Origin of the sequence: Sphingomonas agri (assembly GCF_038148795.1) — a bacterium.
GTDB classification, from domain to species: domain Bacteria; phylum Pseudomonadota; class Alphaproteobacteria; order Sphingomonadales; family Sphingomonadaceae; genus Sphingomicrobium; species Sphingomicrobium agri.
In genome coordinates this window covers 36943-55435 of record NZ_JBAPEU010000003.1, presented here as the reverse complement: position 1 = coordinate 55435, position 18493 = coordinate 36943, and the positions used below count along the sequence as shown (strand labels likewise).

Here is an 18493-nt window from a genome sequence, read left to right as displayed (position 1 = left end):
AGAGCTCATTCTGAGAACTCCATGATCATTTGGATCCGTGCGACGGGAATGAGGACGATGCTGTCGACCGCGGCACCGCCGATTTCCACCATGCGACCCCCGATGAAACGAGCACTGCCAATCGCGTGGTGCAGCTCGCCTAAGTCCCGCTCGGGCAGGTCCAAAACCGGCATCTGGGGCGTCCCGACGAGAGCGAACTTGAAGCGCGCCATTACGCGACCCTCCGCCGCTGCCAGCAGCCAGTCATCCATCTCGAGGGTGGATAAGCGATCGCACTGCCAATCGTGGCGCCGAACTGCTTATCGGTCGAAACTTGCCGGTGATCCTCGAGCCATCTGAGCTCGCTGGCGTACAAATCGGTATATTTGTGCATGTGGGCCACGTTGCACGCTGCGCAACTATCACGCTTGATTGCCCGACCATGAATCGGGCACTTGGGCACCGGAAAATTAGGTTTAAGCATGGGAGCACTCCGAACGACTCGTGGGCGCTATCATGCAATATATTGGTGCTAAAATGCAAATCGTCGGTCATCGCCGAACGTGATTACTGGTGGTCAGCTGCGAGCGGCGAGAGGGCTGCTAAATTGGTCTGTAGCCGAGCTGGCCGATCGAGCTGACCTCGCGATCAACACAATCAGGCGCGCCGAGGCTACAAACGACGCCCCGCCTATCACCGTCAAAAATATGCTGCTTCTTCGGGGGACTTTCGAAGAAGCAGGCGTGGAGTTTATCGAAGCCGGCGAGAAAGGTCCGGGCGTCAGATTCAGCTGCCCGACGCCCGCGCCTCCACGGTCCAGACGCCGATAGTCCGCGTTCGAGTGCGTTTGCGACTCCCAAAGGTGGATTAAGCGCCTGCTTTGCGCCCTTCTCAGCCATTCCAGGACCTTCACGAACTTACCTGAAAGCAGCCGTTTCTGCGGATCACGGTCTCGTACGGGTTCGAGTCCTGTAGGAGGCGCCACGTCATGTCGCCCACAGTCTTGGTAATAGTTGTCGGAAGCAGACATAAGGGGATGGTGCCTGCTGGCCGGAAAGCGGACGTTTCGAAACGGAAGCGTGTCACGTCTTGACCATGACATAGTGTCAAGGTGCAGAAGTCATTCCCATGACGAGTCGCCCAGAAGCTGAAACGACCGCAGCCGAGTGCCACGGCCATGCGCACGCACATCACGGTCCTTCCCGCGCAGACCAGCACGGAACGGTCGTGACCGACCCCGTCTGCGGGATGAAGGTCGACACCCGGACCGCGACGCATCGCTACGAGCTTGGCGGCACGCCTTATTATTTCTGTAGCGCGCGGTGCCTTGAGAAATTCAAAGCGGACCCCAATCACTACCTCAATCCGTCCGAGCACGATCCGGCGGTGACCCATCCTGCGATGGGGGCGCTCCCTCAAGCCGCTGAAGGCACGATCTGGACCTGCCCGATGCATCCCGAGATTCGCCGCGACGGGCCCGGCCAGTGCCCGATCTGCGGCATGGCGCTTGAGCCGCTCGAGCCGACGGTCGACGAAGCGCCCAACCCCGAGCTGATCGACATGAGCCGCCGCTTCTGGGCTAGCGCGGCCTTGTCCCTGCCGCTCGTCATCCTGACCTTTGGCGCGGACCTGTTCGCCTGGCAGCCGCTGCCGATGCGCGCCTCGGTCTGGCTGCAGCTCGCGCTCGCGACGCCGGTCGTGCTGTGGGGCGGCTGGCCGTTCTTCGACCGCTTCTGGGCGAGCCTCAAGACCCGCAACCTCAACATGTTCACGCTGATCGGTCTCGGCGTCGGTGCGGCTTATTCCTACAGCCTCGTCGCCGCGCTCGCGCCGCAGCTGTTCCCGGCATCGCTGCGCACGATGGACGGCATGGTGCCGGTCTATTTCGAGGCGGCGGCGGTGATCACCACCTTGGTGCTGCTCGGCCAGGTGCTGGAGCTGCGCGCGCGCTCGGCGACCGGCAAGGCAATCCGGGCCTTGCTCGGCCTCGCGCCCAAAACCGCACGCCTGGTGAATGCCGACGGCAGCGAACAGGATGTGCCACTCAATGAAGTCCATGTCGGCGCCCTTTTGCGCGTGCGGCCGGGCGAGAAAGTGCCGGTCGACGGCGTCGTCGAGGAAGGCCGGAGCTCGGTCGATGAATCGATGATCAGCGGCGAGCCGGTGCCCGTCGAAAAAGGACCCGGCGACAAGGTCACGGGCGCCACCGTCAACGGCACCGGAAGCCTGCTGATGCGCGCGGAGCGCGTCGGCAAGGACACGATGCTGTCGCAGATCGTGCGCATGGTCGCCGCGGCCCAGCGGTCGCGCGCGCCGATCCAGAAGCTCGCCGACAAGGTCTCGGGCTGGTTCGTGCCCTCGGTGGTCCTGGTTTCCTTGGCGTCTTTCGTTGTCTGGAGCCTGTTCGGCCCTGCACCGCCGCTGAGCCACGCGATCGTCAACGCGATCGCGGTGCTGATCATCGCCTGCCCGTGCGCTTTGGGGCTGGCGACGCCGATGTCGATCATGGTCGGCACCGGCCGAGGCGCCCAGGCCGGCGTGCTGATCAAGAACGCCGAGGCGCTCGAGCTGATCGAGAAAATCGACACGTTGGTGGTGGACAAGACCGGCACGCTGACGCTCGGCAAACCCAAGCTGGTGGCGGTAGAGCCAGCCGATGGTTTCAATGAAGCCGACGTGCTGCGCCTCGCCGCGGCGCTGGAGCGCGGCAGCGAGCATCCGCTCGCTGAAGCGATCGTCGAGGGGGCCGAGCAACGCGGCCTCACCATCCCGGCGAGCAAGGACTTTCAGTCCCAAACCGGCAAAGGTGTCACCGGCGCGGTCGAGGGCCGAGCGGTCGCGCTCGGCAATGCGGCACTGATGAAGGACGCTGAGGTCGAGTTTTCCGCGCTCGAGGCCAAGGCCGACGGCTACCGCAGCCAGGGCGCGGGCGTCATGTTCGTCGCCATCGACGCCAAGCTCGCCGGCCTCCTGATCGTCGCGGACCCGGTCAAGGAGAGCGCGGCCGCAGCCGTCGCCGAACTCCGGCGCGACGGCGTTCAGGTCGTCATGCTAACCGGCGACAATCGGCGGACCGCTTTGGCGGTCGCGGCCAAAGTCGGGATCGACGAGATCATGGCCGGCGTGCTGCCCGATCAGAAACAAGCGAAGGTTGACGCGCTGCGCAAGGCGGGGCGCCGCGTCGCCATGGCCGGCGACGGCATCAACGACGCGCCCGCCCTCGCCGCGGCCGATGTCGGGATCGCCATGGGCACCGGCACCGACGTCGCCATGGAAAGCGCCGCGATCACTTTGGTCAAAGGCGACCTCGGCGGGATCGTCCGGGCGCGGCACCTGAGCCGGGCGGTGATGCGCAACATCCGCCAGAATCTGTTCTTCGCGTTCGTGTTCAACGCGGCCGGGGTCCCGATCGCCGCCGGCGTCCTTTATCCCTGGTTCAACTTGCTCCTGAGCCCGATCATCGCGGGCGCCGCGATGTCGGTCAGTTCGGTCACGGTCATCGGCAATTCGCTTCGGTTGAGGAACCTCAAGCTATGAAGATCGGCGAAGCCTCGGCGGCCTCGGGCATCAGCGAGCGGATGATCCGGCATTATGAGAAGATCGGGCTGATCGCGCCGGCGGCGCGGCGGGACTCGGGCTATCGCGATTATGACGAGCGCGACGTGCACAGCCTGAGCTTTATCGGGCGAGCGCGCGATCTCGGCTTCCGGATCGACGAGATCGGACAATTGCTTGCTTTATGGCAGGACCGCAGCCGCTCGAGCGCGGATGTGAAAGCGCTGGCGCTCACCCGCGCTGCCGAACTCAAGCGGAAGGCGCGCGAGCTCGATGCGATGCGGCGGACGCTGGAGCGGCTCGCCGCCGACTGTCATGGCGACGCCAGGCCCGACTGCCCGATCCTGGATGACCTCGAAGCAAGCGAGCATGATTCTGGTTCTGTGGCGGAACCTCGCCCCGCGCATTCGGTTGAACGAGCCGACTGATGCGCGCATATCCAACCTCGATGGGCAGCCGCTCCCTCTTTGCATTCGTGATCATGATCGCGGTGCTGTTCGCGTCGGCCGTTACCGGCACCGCGTCCGCATCGGCCGCGACGATGAATCACGACATGCAGATGATGGAAATGGGGCATTGTTCATCCCCGCCAGCCAAAGAAGACGGCAAGGCGCCGGTCAAATCCTGCTGCATCGCGATGTGCATGGCGGTCGCCATCGAGCCGTCAGCGCCCGCGCGGCTCGGCGACCTCCACCATCAAACGACCTATTTCGCCGTGCCCAGCTCGTGGCACGGCTTTCTTGGCGAGATCGCCACCCCGCCGCCTCGAGTCGCGTGAAATCGAACCAATCCACTCGATTTCACGGAGACTGAAATGACCAAATTTGTGACGGCGATCGCGTTGGCGATCGCATTGCCTGGGGCGGCGTTCGCCCAGGGCAAGCCTGCGCCGGCGCAGAGCGCGATGGGCGACATGCACGGCATGAAGATGGACGGCATGAGCATGTCGAGCATGAGCATGCCGGCCATGAGCTGCAAGGACATGCAGGCGATGATGGCCAAGGGTCATTCGATGCACATGTCCAAGGCGGGCATGGACAAGATGTGCCCTGAGGCGGCCAAAGCCGCGCCCAAGGGCGCCGCCGCCGACGCCCATCAGGGGCACAGCGGCCAATAAGAGGGGAGGCGCCGTCCATTTGCGGCGGCGCCTCTCTTCCTTCGGCCGCTGTTCCTGTCCTCCCTCCAACGGGTCAGACATCCCATGTATTTGATCAACCGACGCCGCTTCCTCGCCGGGGGAGCCGCCGCGGCAGGCGCCGCAGCGATCATGCCGGCCTGGGCGCAATCGCTTTCCAAGGGCATTGCGCCCGCCCTCCCCACGGTCAGCGGGTCCGACATCGCGCTCACCATCGGCAATGTCGCCGTCCGCGTCGACGGAAAGATCGGGCGCGCCGTCGGCATCAACGGCACCGTTCCCGGGCCCCTCGTCCGGCTGAAGCAGGGCGAAAAGGTCCGCCTTCAAGTCACGAACAGCCTCGACTCGGACTCGTCGATCCACTGGCACGGCATGCTGGTCCCGTTCGCCATGGACGGCGTGCCGGGCGTCAGTTTTCCCGGAATCAAGCCGCACACCACCTTCGACTATGAGTTCCCGATCATCCAGTCGGGGACTTATTGGTATCACAGCCACAGCGGTTATCAGGAGCAGGACGGACTTTACGGGCCGATCGTGATCGATCCCGCAGATGCCGACCCGGTCGCCTACCATCGCGAGCATGTGATCGTGCTCGCCGACCAAAGCCCTATGGGCGGCGCGGCCATCTACAAAAAGCTCAAGCAGATGGGTGGCGGCTATTTCAACATGCAGCGCTTGACGCTGTCGGGCCTGCTCGCCGGCCGCGACCTCACTGAAAAGGAACGGCTCGACTGGGCGAAGATGCGGATGGACCCGGCCGACATCGCCGACGTCACCGGCTCGACCTACACCTTCACCATCAACGGCCATGGACCGTTCGACAATTGGACCGGGCTGTTCACACCCGGCGAGCGGGTGCGGCTGCGCATCATCAACGCCTCGGCTCAGACCAACTTCAATATCCGCATCCCCGACCTGCCGATGACCGTCGTCCAGGCCGACGGACAGGATGTGCGGCCGGTCACGGTCGACGAGTTCCAGATCGGCGTCGCCGAGACGTTCGACGTGATCGTGACGCCGGGGGACCGCGCCTATTCGTTCGTCAGCGAGTCCATCGACCGGTCCGGCCTGGGCCGGGCAACGCTGGCGCCGCGCCAGGGCATGTCTGCTCCCGTGCCGCCACTGCGCGCCCGTCCCCTGACGACCATGAAGGACATGGGCATGGACATGAGCAGCATGGGCGGCAGCGGCATGGCTGGGATGCCCGGAATGGACATGCCGAACGCGCCCAACCCAGCCGCAGTCCGCGGCGTGGATCCTTCGGCCGAACAGAATGCGTCGAAGAATCTGTGGAAGCTGACCGGCTGGAAGGAGCCGACCGACCACGGCACCATCAAGGCGGCGGCTGGCGCCGCGATGAGCGGAATGGCAGGCATGGATCAGGGTTCGATGCCCGGAATGGCCGGCATGGACCATTCGCAGATGGCCGGCATGGCGGGGATGGCCGGCATGGATCATTCGGCGATGGGTCACGGGGCGGTGCAGATGCCGGCATCCGGCTCGATGGCCAGGATGCCGGGCATGGACCAGGGCTCAACGGCCGGAATGCCGGGGATGGAGCACGGCTCCATGGGAAACATGGACATGCGCGACTTCAGCAAGGCGCCGCAGGTCAAGAAGGGGCCCGGCGTCCAGACCATCTCGCCAATGCCAAGCGACCGGACGGGCGAGCCGCCGCAAGGCCTCGAGGGCATGGATCACAAGGTGCTCGTCTATCGCGACCTGATCGCGCTCGACCGCAACCCGGATCTGCGCGCGCCGACGCGGCAGCTCGAGCTGCACCTGACCGGAAACATGGAACGCTACATGTGGGGCTTCGACGGGCAGAAGATGAGCGATCCCGCCGACCCGATCCCGTTTCGCACGAACGAGCGGGTGCGGGTGACGCTCATCAACGACACGATGATGCCGCACCCGATCCATCTGCACGGCCATTTCTTCGAGCTGGTGACCGGGCACGGCGCCTATGGCCCACGCAAGCACACGATCAATGTGCCGCCGGGCGGCAAGATGACCTTCGACCTGACCGCGGATGCGCCAGGCGACTGGGCGTTCCACTGCCACAATCTCTACCACATGACCGCTGGCATGATGCGCGTCGTCACCATCCGCCCGCTCTCCGAAGGAAATCAAAATGCGCCTTCGTAAGATTGCGCTCCTCAGCGCCGCGGCGTCGTTCGCCTTCGCCACCCCGGCGATTGCGCAGATGAACATGCCGGGCATGCACATGCCTGGAATGAAGATGCCAACGCCGAAAAGGAAGCCTCCCGCAAAGAAGAAGGCGGCTCCCACGAAGAAAGGGACGGCCGGAAAGAAGGCCGGCAAGGTCAAGGCGTCGACGAAAAAGACATCGGCGAAGAAACCTGCCGCCAAGCCGCATGCGAAGCACGGCATGAAGTCGATGCCCGGGATGGAGATGAAACCCGGCGAGACCATGCACAGCATGCCCGGGATGGAAATGCCGCAGGGCCAGAGCATGCCGGGGATGCAAATGCCGTCGGGCCAGCCCATGTCGAACATGCCTGGAATGACCATGCCGGGGATGGAGGCGCCTGCGGGCACGGACCTTCCTGCCGGCAATGCCCCGCCACCGCCGCTTCCAACCGACCATGCCGCCGATCAGGTCTATGGATCGCAGGCGATGGCGATGGGCCGTCACCATCTGGAGACCTTCCACGGCGGGCAGAAGATCGGGCAGGTCTTATTCAACCTCGCCGAGTATCAGTTCCGCAAAGGCCACGACGGCTTCGAATGGAACGGCGAGGCCTGGTATGGCGGCGACATCAATCGCGTCTGGCTGAAGAGCGAAGGCGAAGGCAGGTTCAGACGTTCGGTCGAGCGCGCCGAAGTGCAGGCGCTCTACAGCCATGCGATCGGACCCTATTTCAACCTGCAGGGCGGCGTCCGCTACGATTTCAAGCCGAACCCCTCGCGCGTCTACGCCACGATTGGGATCGAGGGGCTGGCACCGAGTTTCTTCGAGATCGAAGGCGCCTTGTTCCTGTCCGACAAGGGCGAGCTGCTTGCTCGCGCCGAAGGTTATTATGACCAGCGGATCACGCAGCGGCTGATGCTGCAGCCGCGCGCAGAGCTCAATTTCGCCGCTCAAAGCAGCCGCGAAACCGGCGTCGGGTCCGGTCTGTCCAACGCCGAGCTGGGCCTTCGGCTGCGCTACGATATCAGCCGTCAGCTCGCGCCTTATGTCGGCGTCCAATATCGCCGGGCCTTCGGCGACACGCGCCGCTTCGTGCGCGACGCCGGGGAAGATTCCGGAGGCTGGGAACTCGTGACCGGCGTGCGGACCTGGTTCTGATCACAACAAGGGAGGGAAGAGATGCGCGTTGGTTTATCTGGGGCGTTTGCAGTGATGCTGGTCATTTCAGCGCCGCTAGCCGCCCACGAACAAGCGCCTCGAGCGGCGCAGGCTGGAACGCTCGCTCCATCGGCCCGAGGCGCGGCAGCGACGGTCGATGCCTTCCACGCTGCCCTGCAACGGGGCGACGCCCGAGCGGCCGCCGCCCTGCTCGCCGATGATGCCCTGATCTTCGAGTCCGGCGGCGCCGAGCGCAGCAAGGCCGAATATGCGGCTCATCATCTTCCCGCCGACGCCGAATTCTCGCGCGCGGTTTCGACCGTGGTGACCCGCCGCGCGGGCCAGGCCGACGGAGCATCGGCGTGGATTGCGACCGAGGGCCGGACGACGGGCACCTACAAGGGCAAGCCGCTCGACCTGATGACGACCGAGACGATGGTCCTCCGTAGCACCGGCGGCACGTGGAAGATCATTCACATCCACTGGTCGTCGGCGAAGCGATGACGGGACCGGATTACGGAATTTCATGGGCAGAGGCCAGGAAGGGGATGAGTTATGACTGAAGGAAAATCGTTCGACCTCAAAAGGCACCTTCCGAGCACAGCCTTCGTGGCCCTGCTGCTGGTCATCGTCGCGGCCTTCGGGGCGATCTTCATCTATATGGGAATCTACAATATCGGCGCCGACGCGCCGCACTGGCGATGGGTCTACAACACGCTCGACAGCCTGCGCGAACATTCGATCGCGAGCTACTCGAAGGACATCAAGCCGCCCGCCGACCTTAACGATCCGAAGCGCATTTCAGCGGGCGCCGGCCTCTATAATGAGATGTGCACCGGCTGCCATCTCGGTCCTGGACTGGAGAAGTCCGAGATGAGTCAGGGTCTCTATCCCCCGGCGCCGGAGTTGGCCAAAGGCAACGACCACACGCCGGCGCAGATGTTCTGGATCATCAAGCATGGCGTGAAGCTCAGTGCCATGCCGGCCTGGGGCAAGACCCATGACGACCAATTGATCTGGGACATGGTCGCGTTCCTTCGCCAGCTGCCGAAGATGTCGCCCGAGCAATATAAAGCAGCGGTCGCCAGCGCTCCCGCCGATCATGACGAGATGATGAAGGAGATGATGCCGGGAATGTCGGGCGGCGACGAGGCGCATGACACGGCGGCAGCGCCGCACAGTCACGGCGACGAGAAAGCCGGGCACAGCCACGCGCATACGCACTGACGGGATCGACCCGCGGGAGGGGACACGCACCAGGAGGAAAGCGAATGCAACAGGGACACGGACAGCACGGCGCCATGGACCGGCAGATGGCACGCAAAAATTACGCAATGCTGGGCGTCAGCGCCGTCGGCATGCTGACCCTCATGTATCTGATCATGTTCACGATGATCTACAGCTGGGGCGAGTTCGTCCAGAACATCAACTTCTTCTACATGGCGGTCATGATGGCGACGCCGATGGTCGTCATGATGCCGCTGATGATGGGCTCCATGTATCCGGACCGGAAGCTCAACCTGGCGATCACCATCGGCGGCGCGGTCCTGTTCGTCCTCGCTTTCATCGGCATCCGCGGTCAGTTGCTGGTCGGCAACGACCAGTTTCTGCGCTCGATGATCCCGCACCATTCGGGTGCGATTCTGATGTGCGAGCGCGCCAAGATTAGCGATCCGGAAATCCAAACACTGTGCGGCGATATCATCCGCTCCCAGAAGCAGGAGATCGATCAGATGAAGGCAATCCTGAATCGCAAATAGGCCAATCTTGAGAGAGGTTTGAATTCGAGCCGAAGGCACTGAAACTGAGGCTGGTTTGACTCTGTTAATGGCTAATCCGTATCCTATGCCGGTGATCAGGCTCTTCCTCGCGGTCCTCTGCTCATTCGGCCTGGCGCTCAGCCCGCCCGCGGCGACTGGCGCGGTCGCTGCGCCGACCACTATGCCCGGCTGCACGATGGACGGGCATATGCCGGCAAAACCAGCCGATCACTCGAAGATGGATTGCTGCACGCCTGCCTGTCAGGTTTCAGCCGCCGCGGCCCTCCTGCCGGATCGAATCTCAACGGATGGACCATTGAGAGTCAATGGCGCTTTGCACGACCGTCGCGCCGTCAAAGAGCTCGCGTCCCTCACTGCGTCCGGGCTCGACCCGCCTCCGCGACTGCCTTCCTAAGATTGCGGCGACGCTGCCCTTCGGCGGCGTGGCCTGAGAGCTGATCCGGCGTCCCAACGGCCGCCGGGTCGAAGCATGTTCGCCAAGCGAACGCGCGCTCAAGGAAGACAGACAATGAGAACAATTTCGCTTGTCGGCATCGCGGCGGTTGCGCTTGCGACGACTGCGATTGCCGAGGACAGGCCGACCGCACCGCCAATCCTCACATTGCAGGACGCGCTGGCGCTCGCGTCGGGCGATCAGCCAATGGTGACGGCCTATACCCGCGACGCCCAGGCGTCCGAAGAGGCTGCCGCCGCAGCGCGGAGCCTGCCCGATCCCCAACTGTCGGTGGGAGTCCAGGACTTTCCTGTCACGGGAGGGACGGCCTTCAGCCCGACCCGAGACGACTTCACCATGTATATGATCGGCATCATGCGCGAGCAGGTCCGCCGCTCCAAGCGCGAGGCCGCGGCGGCGCAGCTCAAGGCCGAGGCGGTGGTCAGCCGCGAACAGGCAACCGCTCAGCAAGTCCACGTCCGCCGCGATGTGACGGTCGCCTGGCTCAACGCCGTGGAAGCCTCGGCGAAGGAAAGGTTGCTGCTGCGGGTCATTGGCGACCTCAAGACCGGCCAGAAGATCATGGAAGCTGGCGTACCGACGGGTGCTTCGTCGCCCGCGCTCGCGCTCGAAGCCCAGGCTGAGGTTGCGCTTGCCCAATCGCAGCTCGCCGACGCAAAGGGTGCGGAAGCGCATGCCCGCGGCGAGCTTGCCCGCTGGATCGGCGGCGCCGCGCAGCGGCCATTGCCTGATGCCCTTCCGAACCTCACCCTACCGGCATCAATGCAAGGTCAAATGCTCGATCACCCACACCTTCGCGTCGCCTTAGCTGAACAGGCAGCAGCGCAGCGGCAAGTCGATGTCGCCCGGACTGATCGCCGGCCGGACTTCACCTGGTCCGTCAATTACGGGTTCCGGCCGTCTTTCGGCGACTTCGTCAGCGCCCAGGTCAGCATTCCGCTGCAGATCAATCGCAAGGGTCTGCAAAACCGTAAGATCGCCGAGGCCCAGGATCGCGCCGATGCCGCAATGCTCAGGGCCGAGGATGTGCGGCGAGAGCTGGAGGGTCAGTATCAGACCGCGCTCGCCGATTATCGTGGTGCGGACGCTCAGCTCGACAGCCTGACGAAGACCGCGATCCCATCGCTGGAGGCGGCGTTTAAAGCCGCTGAAGCCCGCTACCAGGGCGGACAGGGATCGCTCGACCTGCCGCTCAATATCGTGCGCCGTTATGTCGAAACCAACATCACGCTTGTCGAGCAGGAGGGCAAACGCGCCCGCGCCGCCGCCGAGATCATCTATCTGATGGGGGAGGCCGCGAGATGACCCGCGACAGCTCGACAACGGTCGTCCGTCGTATCGGTGAGCGGCCGGCGCTGATCGCAGCGCTTGCTCTCTTACTAGCCATCCTAGCCGGTATTGCGGGTTACGAGTTCGCGACCGGCGGCAAGGGGCAGCGGCAGTCCGACCAAACAGGCCGGCGCGTTGCCTATTGGTATGACCCGATGGTGCCGCAGGAGCATTATCCCGGCCCCGGCAAGTCCTCGATGGGGATGGCGCTCCAACCCAAATATGCCGACGAAGGCGCGCAAGGCGGGGTCACGGTCTCTCCGGCCGTGATGCAGAACCTCGGCATTCGCTTGGCCAAGGTCGAGGTGCGCGACCTTTCATCCGTCATCCGTTCGGTGGGCCATGTCGACTTCGACCAGCGGCTGATCACCCAGGTGCAAACGCTGACGCCTGGCTTCGTCGAGAGTCTGTCGGTGCGCGCCGAGGGCGAACCAATCGGCGCCGGTCGCGTGATTGCGACTGTCTATTCGCCAGACCTGCTGGCGGCGCAGAATGAATATCGGGCGCTCTTGGCGAGTGGCAGCATCATCTCGGCAAGTCTGCGCCAAGCCGCACGCAGCCGTTTGTTGTTGCTCGGAGCTCCGGCATCGTTGGTTGCACGGCTCGATCACGGCGGCGCTCCGCAGCGCACATATCCGGTGTTCGCCCACACTTCGGGTGTCGTGACCGCGATCGGTGCACGGCCTGGGGCGCAGGTGAGCCCCGGTCAATCAATCGTGACCATCCAGGGCTTGGGCCAGGTGCTGGTGATCGCCGATGTGCCTGAAGCGTCGCTCGGCAGCATTCGTGTCGGCCAGCCGGCCGAAATCACTTTCCCGGCCTACCCCGGCGACACCCGGCGAGGCGTGGTCGATTACATCTTTCCGTCGCTCACCGCGCAGAGCCGGACCGCGCAGGTCAGGATCACGCTCCCCAACCCCGGCGGCCGCCTCAAGCAGGGCATGTTCGCAAATGTGAACATGCAAGGCGCTGGCGGCATTGCCACCGTCGTTCCAAGCGAGGCCCTGATCGATACCGGGCGCCGCCAAGTGGTTATCGTGAAGCGCAGCGGCCGCTTCATTCCGCAGGAGGTGCGGGTCGGCCGCGACTCCGACCAGTGGACCGAGATCGTCGCGGGGCTGCGGCCCGGCGAGGATGTCGTCGCCTCGGGCCAGTTCCTGATCGACTCCGAGGCGTCGCTGCAAGGCTTCCTCAGCCGTCTGCAGGCCGGCCAGCCGGGAGCCGCACGGTGATCGCCCGCATCATCCGTTGGTCGGTCGCCAACCGCCTGTTCGTGCTCTTGGGTGCCGCGATCCTCGCACTCGCCGGAAACTACTCGCTGACCCGCACGCCGGTCGACGCCCTCCCGGACCTGTCCGACACGCAGGTCATCATACGAACTACTTATCCGGGCCAGGCTCCGAGCATTGTCGAGTCCCAGGTCACCTACCCACTCGCCAGCACCATGCTCTCGGCGCCGCAGGTGAAGGCCGTGCGTGGCTTTTCCTTCTTCGGGGACAGCTTCGTCACCGTGCTATTCAAGGATGGGACTGACCAATATTGGGCGCGGTCGCGGACGCTCGAATATTTGAGCCAGGCGCGCGACCGATTGCCGCCAGGAGTCTCACCGACCCTCGGCCCCGACGCGACTGGGGTCGGCTGGGCTTTCGAATATGCGCTGATCGACCGGACAGGCGGACACGACCTCTCCCAGCTTCGTTCGCTCCAGGACTGGTTCCTGCGCTTTCAGTTGAAGGAGATCGATGGCGTGGCCGAGGTCGCGAGCGTCGGCGGCATGGTCCAGACCTTCCAGGTCCAGGTCGATCCGATGAAGATGCAGCTCTACCACGTGTCGGTGTCGGATGTGATCGACGCGATCAAGAAGGCCAACAACGAGTCCGGCGGATCGGTGATCGAGCGCGCGGGCGCCGAATATATGGTCCGCGTCGGCGGCCATCTGAAAACGCTGCAGGACTTCCGCGATATTCCATTGAGCGCACAGGCGGGCGGCATTCCGGTGACCGTCGGCGATGTCGCTCGGGTCCAGCTCGCCCCGGACTTCCGGCGCGGGATCGCCGAGCTCAACGGCCAAGGCGAAGTCGCTGGCGGCGTGATAGTCGTTCGCCAAGGCGCCGACACGCTCTCGGTCATCCAAGCGGTCAAGGAGAAACTTGCCACCCTCCAGCGCAGCCTGCCCCCCGGTGTCGAGGTGGTCACGGTCTACGACCGCTCGGCGCTGATTCAGCGTGCCGTGAACAACCTGTGGGAGAAGCTCGCCGAAGAGTTGGTGATCGTGGCTTTGGTCACCGGGCTGTTCCTGGTGCACCTCCGTTCCTCATTGGTCGCGGTTGTAACGCTCCCCCTTGGCATCCTTGCGGCGTTTACCGTGATGGACCTCCAAGGCGTCAACGCGAACATCATGTCGCTGGGCGGAATTGCCATCGCCATCGGCGCGATGGTCGATGCGGCGATCGTGATGATCGAGAACGCGCACAAGAAGCTGGAGCACGCCAAGGCCAACGAGGGCATTTCCGAGACGCGGCGCGTCCAGCTTCTCGTCGAGGCCGCGGTTGAGGTGGGCCCCGCCCTGTTCTTCTCGCTCTTAATCATCACCCTGTCGTTCCTGCCCGTGTTCACGCTCGAAGCGCAGGAAGGGCGGCTGTTCCGACCGCTGGCGCTGACCAAGACCTATTCGATGGCTGCCGCGGCGGGGCTGTCGATCACGCTCGTGCCGGTGCTGATCACGATGTTCGTGAAAGGCCGCATTCGTGCCGAGCAGGACAATCCGATCAACCGTTTCTTGATCCGCGTCTACCGGCCGGCACTCGCGTGGGTGTTGGCCAGACCCAAAGGAACCTTAGCGATCGCCGGGGTCGCACTTGCGATAACGCTCGTTCCCCTGAGCCTGCTCGGCGCCGAGTTCATGCCGCCGATGGACGAAGGCGACATCCTCTACATGCCGACCGCGCTTCCCGGCCTGTCGGCGGCCGAGGCGAGCCAGCTGCTCCAGGTCACTGACCGCATCATTAAGACTGAGCCCGAAGTGAAAACGGTGTTCGGCAAAGCCGGTCGGGCTGAGACCGCCACGGACCCGGCGCCCCTAGAGATGTTCGAAACCACGATCCAATTGAAGCCGAAGAGCGATTGGCGGCCCGGCATGACCACCGACAAGATCATCGCCGAGCTGGACTCGAAGCTCAAAATTCCCGGTCTCGCGAATGTGTTCGTACAGCCGATCCGCAACCGGATCGACATGCTGGCGACCGGCATCAAGAGTCCGGTCGGTGTGAAGATCACCGGACCCGATCTCGACACGCTCCAACAGCTTGGTGAGCATGTCGAGCGGGCGGTGAAGCCGATCCCCGGCACGGCTTCGGCGGTCTCGGATCGCATTTCTGGCGGCCGTTATATCAGCGTCGACGTGAACCGGCTGGCGGCGGCTCGCTACCGGCTGTCCATCGAACAGGTGCAACAGACGGCGGCGACCGCCGTCGGCGGCGAGACGATCGGTCAAAAGATCGACGGTCTCGCGCGCTATCCGATCAATGTCCGCTTCCCACGCGAGCTCCGCGACAGCGTGCAGGCGCTTGAGCAGCTGCCGATCATCGCGCCCGATGGGGCCGTGGTCTCACTCTCACAAGTCGCAACGATCCGCGTCGAACCCGGCCCGTCGATGATCAAGAGCGAGAACGCGCAGCCGACCGTTTGGGTATATGTCGATGTTCGCGACCGCGATCTCGTCGGCTATGTCCACGAGGCACAGCAGAAGGTCGCGTCGGCCGTGCGGCTCCCGCCGGGCTATTCGATCGCGTGGTCAGGCCAATTCGAATATGCTGAACGTGCGGCGAAGCGGCTGGAATGGGTCGTGCCGGCGACGCTTGGCATCATCTTCCTGCTGTTGTTCATCGCCTTTGGGCGTGTCCGCCAGCCGTTGATCGTGTTGCTCACAGTGCCGTTCGCGTTGGTTGGGGGCATCTGGTTCATCTTCCTGCTCGGCCACGCCGTCTCGGTCGCAACCGCCGTTGGCTTCATCGCATTGGCCGGCCTGGCTTCGGAGTTTGGCGTCGTGATGCTCGTCTATCTCGATCAGGCGATTGATCATCGCATTAAGACGGGCACATTCAAGAGCGACGACGATCTCGACGATGCGCTGATCGAAGGGGCGGTGCTGCGAGTGCGCCCGCTGGCAATGACGGCGGCTGTGATCCTTGCCGGGCTCTTCCCGCTGCTGATCGGCCACGGCACTGGCCATGAAGTGATGCAGCGCCTCGCCGCGCCGATGGTCGGAGGAATGATCACCGCCCCATTGCTGTCGCTGTTCGTAATCCCGGCGATCTACAAGTTGCTCGGTGTCAGACGGCCCGCCGTTCAGGCGCGAAGTGACGCGGACATTGTTATCGGAAAGAGCCCGCCTCAACCCGCCTAGGCGCGAGTGTCAAAGAGCCTCGATCACCCTCCGCAGCTTCTGCCCCACCTGCTCGGCGGCCTGCTTCAATCCGGGGTTATCAATGGCCGCCATGGATGCGACCGGGTCGATCGCCGCGATCTCGGTGCGACCGCCGCCCACATCCTGAACGATGACATTGCACGGCAACATTGTGCCCACCTTGTCCTCGATCGTCAGTGCTTCGTAGGCGAGCGAAGGGTTGCAGGCACCGAGAATCCGGTAGTCGCGAAAGTCGACGCCGAGCTTGGTCTTGAGCGTCTCCTTTACATCAATCTGGGTGATGATGCCGAAGCCCTCATCCTTCAGCCGCGCCATAACGCGCTGAATCGAGTCGTCGAAAGGGGCCTCCACGGTCCTCGCAAAATAGTAGGTCATTGGGCCCATGGGGCTGCTGCTACTTTCAGTTGCGGGTTGCGCATAATCGGGCTCCTTCATGGGCGGGCTGTTACGCAACTTCGGACGTGAATATCATAAGTAGAGTTCCGGGTCGTTCAAAGCCGCCGCCGGCTTTTGTCTGCCAGCGTCGAGTTCGCACCAACAAGGATAATCTAAGCCTTGGAAGAGATCGGTGACGGCAGCCGATGCAAAGCGAATCCGACAATCAACGCGATCAAAGCTGTTACTTGGGCGACGACGACCTGAGCACTGGGCTGCAGTCCTAGCCAATCGATTCTCGGCACGAACGCGAGCGAAGTGACACCCACCAAGCCAGCCTCCTGAAGGGCCCCGATGCCCTTGCCGGCGAGCACGACCGCAAGCACGGCCATGAGAATAGAGCTGTAGCGGAAGAACTTGGAGATCGGCAGCTTCGCGCTGTAGCGAAGCATTGCCCACGCGACGCCGCCGAGAATGGCGGCGCCTGCACAAACGCCGGCGAGCAGCGCGCCCGGTGAATCTTCCCACATCGCGGCATAGAAGAGGATCGTCTCGAACGCTTCGCGGTAAACCACCACAAATGCGAGACCGAACAGGAACCAGCCGGAACGCTCGTTGAGGGCGCGGTTCAATTTCTCCCGGACATAACGCTGCCAGGCATCCGCTTGCGCCTTGCCGTGCATCCAGATGCCCACAAAGACCAGGACCAGCGCCGCGAAGACGCCGCCAAAGCCCTCGGTCAGTTCGCGGCTGGCGCCACTGAAGGAGATCAAGGTCGTCGCGACGAACCAGGTCAAAAGTCCGACAAGGAGCGCAGCAATCCACCCGCCGTGGACGAAGCGGAGCTCGTTCGTCCGCTCGGCTTTGCGCAGGAAGGCGATCATCGCCACTACGATCAGCAGAGCCTCCACACCCTCTCGCACAAGGATCGTGAGAGCGCTCAAGAAGGTGGAAACCGAGCTGCTGGCTTGTGGGGCCAACGCCTGCTCGACCGCCGCGAACTCGCTGTCGAGCGCTTGCGCCCTGGCCTGAATCTCCGCCACTGGCGCGCCTCGTCCGATCGCGCCCCTGAACTCGCCCATGCCGGACTCGATCCTGTGCATGAGGTTTGGATTCCGCGCGGTGAGGATCGGTTCGACGGGCTCGAAGCCGTCGAGATAAGCGGAGAGTGCAAGTGTCCGCGCTTGCTCTTTGTCGCCGGCCGCATAAGCACGCACGCTCGCTACGAGCTTCGACCGGCTGACCGTCAGGGATTCGCCGCTCGACGGCTGCACTGCAGCGGGATTGGAGCGCAAGTAGGCGATCAACGCAGTCGCTTTGTCCTCGCCTATCTGCTGAGCGAGGGCATTTGGCGTGATAGTGGCCAGTGCAGCGATGTTCGGCACGCGTGATCGGACGTCGGGATCGCTTTCCCAGATCCGTCGCCCTTCGGCCGCGAGACTCGTCGGATAAGCAAAAGTCCCAACCTTGAACGCGAGGTCCCAGCGGTCCTGGACGGGTAGGCTCGCAAAGCTCTGCATCGCCGTGCCGCTGAGGCCTTGGTCGATTACCTGCTCAAGGGCGAAGCTGCTCCGCTCCCGGCCCCGTGTGCGGTCGGTGAAGTTCACGGGTTTGGGATTGAGGCTTCGAGCAGCCGGACCATCTCCTTGGCCGGAACTGCCATGACACGCCGCGCAGTTGGTCTCGAACAGCTGAGATCCGCGGTTGAGATCGGGCAGCTGTGCTGGCGCGAGCGGGACAGGATAAGCCTTCAGGAGGTCCGCACCAAGTTGCCGGGCTAGCTGTGCGATCTCGGGCGGGGAGGCCTTCGTCGCAACTTTGAAGTGCAGAGCGTTGGCCTGCGCGAGCAGCGCGGGCTTCGACCCAGATGCAGGGAGAGTCCGGAGCTGCTTCTCGGCGGTCGCCGTGAATTCGTTCATTTCCGCAAATTCAGAGGCACTGACTACGCGCCCATTTTGGACGGCCCCAGGATAATCGACCGCTACATAGTCGAGAAGCCGCCAAGTGGTTTGGACGGTCGAGGCTGGGGCCTGCGGATCGGCGAGTCCGGCCGTGGCCCAAAGTAGGCCTAGGACGCATGCGACTAGGTATGTCAGATGAAGCGAAAAGCGATACATGGCGCCTGCATAGCTTTTTGCGAACGCTT

15 protein-coding genes are annotated in these 18493 nt (G+C 63.8%); 12 read left to right on the top strand and 3 right to left on the bottom strand.

Going from position 1 to position 18493, the window contains the following annotated elements:
- Window positions 1-5 precede the first annotated feature (5 nt).
- Entirely contained in the window at window positions 6-251 is a 246-nt protein-coding gene (locus V8192_RS12295; protein WP_341633397.1) for a hypothetical protein, read from the bottom strand.
- A gap of 856 nt (window positions 252-1107) precedes the next feature.
- On the opposite strand from V8192_RS12295, the gene V8192_RS12290 reads away from it, so the two are divergent.
- From V8192_RS12290 to V8192_RS12235, 12 genes are all read left to right on the top strand, one after another.
- Window positions 1108-3516: a heavy metal translocating P-type ATPase gene (locus V8192_RS12290; protein WP_341633396.1), complete on the top strand. Its 2409-nt coding sequence runs from the start codon at window positions 1108-1110 to the stop codon at window positions 3514-3516.
- Window positions 3513-3962: a Cu(I)-responsive transcriptional regulator gene (cueR, locus tag V8192_RS12285; protein ID WP_341633395.1), complete on the top strand. Its 450-nt coding sequence runs from the start codon at window positions 3513-3515 to the stop codon at window positions 3960-3962. Before V8192_RS12290 ends, cueR begins: the two co-directional genes overlap by 4 nt.
- Window positions 3962-4312 carry a hypothetical protein gene (locus tag V8192_RS12280; RefSeq protein WP_341633394.1) on the top strand — a complete coding sequence of 117 codons (351 nt, stop codon included), beginning with the start codon at window positions 3962-3964 and terminating at the stop codon, window positions 4310-4312. Before cueR ends, V8192_RS12280 begins: the two co-directional genes overlap by 1 nt.
- 36 nt (window positions 4313-4348) lie before the next feature.
- On the top strand, window positions 4349-4651 hold the full coding sequence (locus tag V8192_RS12275; RefSeq protein ID WP_341633393.1) for a hypothetical protein: 303 nt from the start codon (window positions 4349-4351) through the stop codon (window positions 4649-4651).
- Between the two features lie 84 nt (window positions 4652-4735).
- Entirely contained in the window at window positions 4736-6817 is a 2082-nt protein-coding gene (locus V8192_RS12270; protein WP_341633392.1) for a copper resistance system multicopper oxidase, read from the top strand.
- Entirely contained in the window at window positions 6804-7982 is a 1179-nt protein-coding gene (locus V8192_RS12265; RefSeq protein ID WP_341633391.1) for a copper resistance protein B, read from the top strand. The genes V8192_RS12270 and V8192_RS12265 overlap by 14 nt, the downstream gene beginning before the upstream one ends.
- Window positions 7983-8003: 21 nt before the next feature.
- Window positions 8004-8486, top strand: a complete 483-nt coding sequence (locus V8192_RS12260) for a nuclear transport factor 2 family protein (RefSeq protein WP_341633390.1) — start codon at window positions 8004-8006, stop codon at window positions 8484-8486.
- A gap of 51 nt (window positions 8487-8537) precedes the next feature.
- The gene (locus V8192_RS12255; RefSeq protein ID WP_341633389.1) at window positions 8538-9209 is read left to right on the top strand and encodes a c-type cytochrome; all 672 of its coding nucleotides are present in this window, start codon (window positions 8538-8540) and stop codon (window positions 9207-9209) included.
- Between the two features lie 44 nt (window positions 9210-9253).
- The gene (locus V8192_RS12250; RefSeq protein ID WP_341633388.1) at window positions 9254-9742 is read left to right on the top strand and encodes a DUF305 domain-containing protein; all 489 of its coding nucleotides are present in this window, start codon (window positions 9254-9256) and stop codon (window positions 9740-9742) included.
- 529 nt (window positions 9743-10271) lie between these two features.
- A complete protein-coding gene (locus V8192_RS12245) occupies window positions 10272-11522 on the top strand; it encodes a TolC family protein (RefSeq protein WP_341633387.1) in 1251 nt (416 codons plus the stop codon).
- Window positions 11519-12778: an efflux RND transporter periplasmic adaptor subunit gene (locus V8192_RS12240; protein ID WP_341633386.1), complete on the top strand. Its 1260-nt coding sequence runs from the start codon at window positions 11519-11521 to the stop codon at window positions 12776-12778. Before V8192_RS12245 ends, V8192_RS12240 begins: the two co-directional genes overlap by 4 nt.
- Window positions 12775-15951, top strand: a complete 3177-nt coding sequence (locus V8192_RS12235; RefSeq protein ID WP_341633385.1) for an efflux RND transporter permease subunit — start codon at window positions 12775-12777, stop codon at window positions 15949-15951. The genes V8192_RS12240 and V8192_RS12235 overlap by 4 nt, the downstream gene beginning before the upstream one ends.
- Window positions 15952-15960: 9 nt before the next feature.
- Here the strand turns inward: V8192_RS12235 and V8192_RS12230 are convergent, their stop codons facing one another.
- On the bottom strand, window positions 15961-16347 hold the full coding sequence (locus V8192_RS12230) for a DUF302 domain-containing protein (protein WP_505574279.1): 387 nt from the start codon (window positions 16345-16347) through the stop codon (window positions 15961-15963).
- A gap of 173 nt (window positions 16348-16520) precedes the next feature.
- Entirely contained in the window at window positions 16521-18464 is a 1944-nt protein-coding gene (locus V8192_RS12225) for an FTR1 family protein (RefSeq protein WP_373276357.1), read from the bottom strand.
- Window positions 18465-18493 lie beyond the last annotated feature (29 nt).

Excerpts from the sequence above, each read along its gene's own strand:
- V8192_RS12255 (WP_341633389.1), top strand. The coding sequence starts at position 8,538 with ATGACTGAAGGAAAATCGTTCGACCTCAAAAGGCACCTTCCGAGCACA.
- V8192_RS12260 (WP_341633390.1), top strand. The coding sequence starts at position 8,004 with ATGCGCGTTGGTTTATCTGGGGCGTTTGCAGTGATGCTGGTCATTTCA.
- cueR (WP_341633395.1), top strand. The coding sequence starts at position 3,513 with ATGAAGATCGGCGAAGCCTCGGCGGCCTCGGGCATCAGCGAGCGGATG.
- V8192_RS12265 (WP_341633391.1), top strand. The coding sequence starts at position 6,804 with ATGCGCCTTCGTAAGATTGCGCTCCTCAGCGCCGCGGCGTCGTTCGCC.
- V8192_RS12225 (WP_373276357.1), bottom strand. The coding sequence starts at position 18,464 with ATGTATCGCTTTTCGCTTCATCTGACATACCTAGTCGCATGCGTCCTA.
- V8192_RS12280 (WP_341633394.1), top strand. The coding sequence starts at position 3,962 with ATGCGCGCATATCCAACCTCGATGGGCAGCCGCTCCCTCTTTGCATTC.
- V8192_RS12230 (WP_505574279.1), bottom strand. The coding sequence starts at position 16,347 with ATGACCTACTATTTTGCGAGGACCGTGGAGGCCCCTTTCGACGACTCG.
- V8192_RS12240 (WP_341633386.1), top strand. The coding sequence starts at position 11,519 with ATGACCCGCGACAGCTCGACAACGGTCGTCCGTCGTATCGGTGAGCGG.
- V8192_RS12275 (WP_341633393.1), top strand. The coding sequence starts at position 4,349 with ATGACCAAATTTGTGACGGCGATCGCGTTGGCGATCGCATTGCCTGGG.
- V8192_RS12295 (WP_341633397.1), bottom strand. The coding sequence starts at position 251 with ATGGATGACTGGCTGCTGGCAGCGGCGGAGGGTCGCGTAATGGCGCGC.
- V8192_RS12250 (WP_341633388.1), top strand. The coding sequence starts at position 9,254 with ATGCAACAGGGACACGGACAGCACGGCGCCATGGACCGGCAGATGGCA.
- V8192_RS12245 (WP_341633387.1), top strand. The coding sequence starts at position 10,272 with ATGAGAACAATTTCGCTTGTCGGCATCGCGGCGGTTGCGCTTGCGACG.
- V8192_RS12270 (WP_341633392.1), top strand. The coding sequence starts at position 4,736 with ATGTATTTGATCAACCGACGCCGCTTCCTCGCCGGGGGAGCCGCCGCG.
- V8192_RS12290 (WP_341633396.1), top strand. The coding sequence starts at position 1,108 with ATGACGAGTCGCCCAGAAGCTGAAACGACCGCAGCCGAGTGCCACGGC.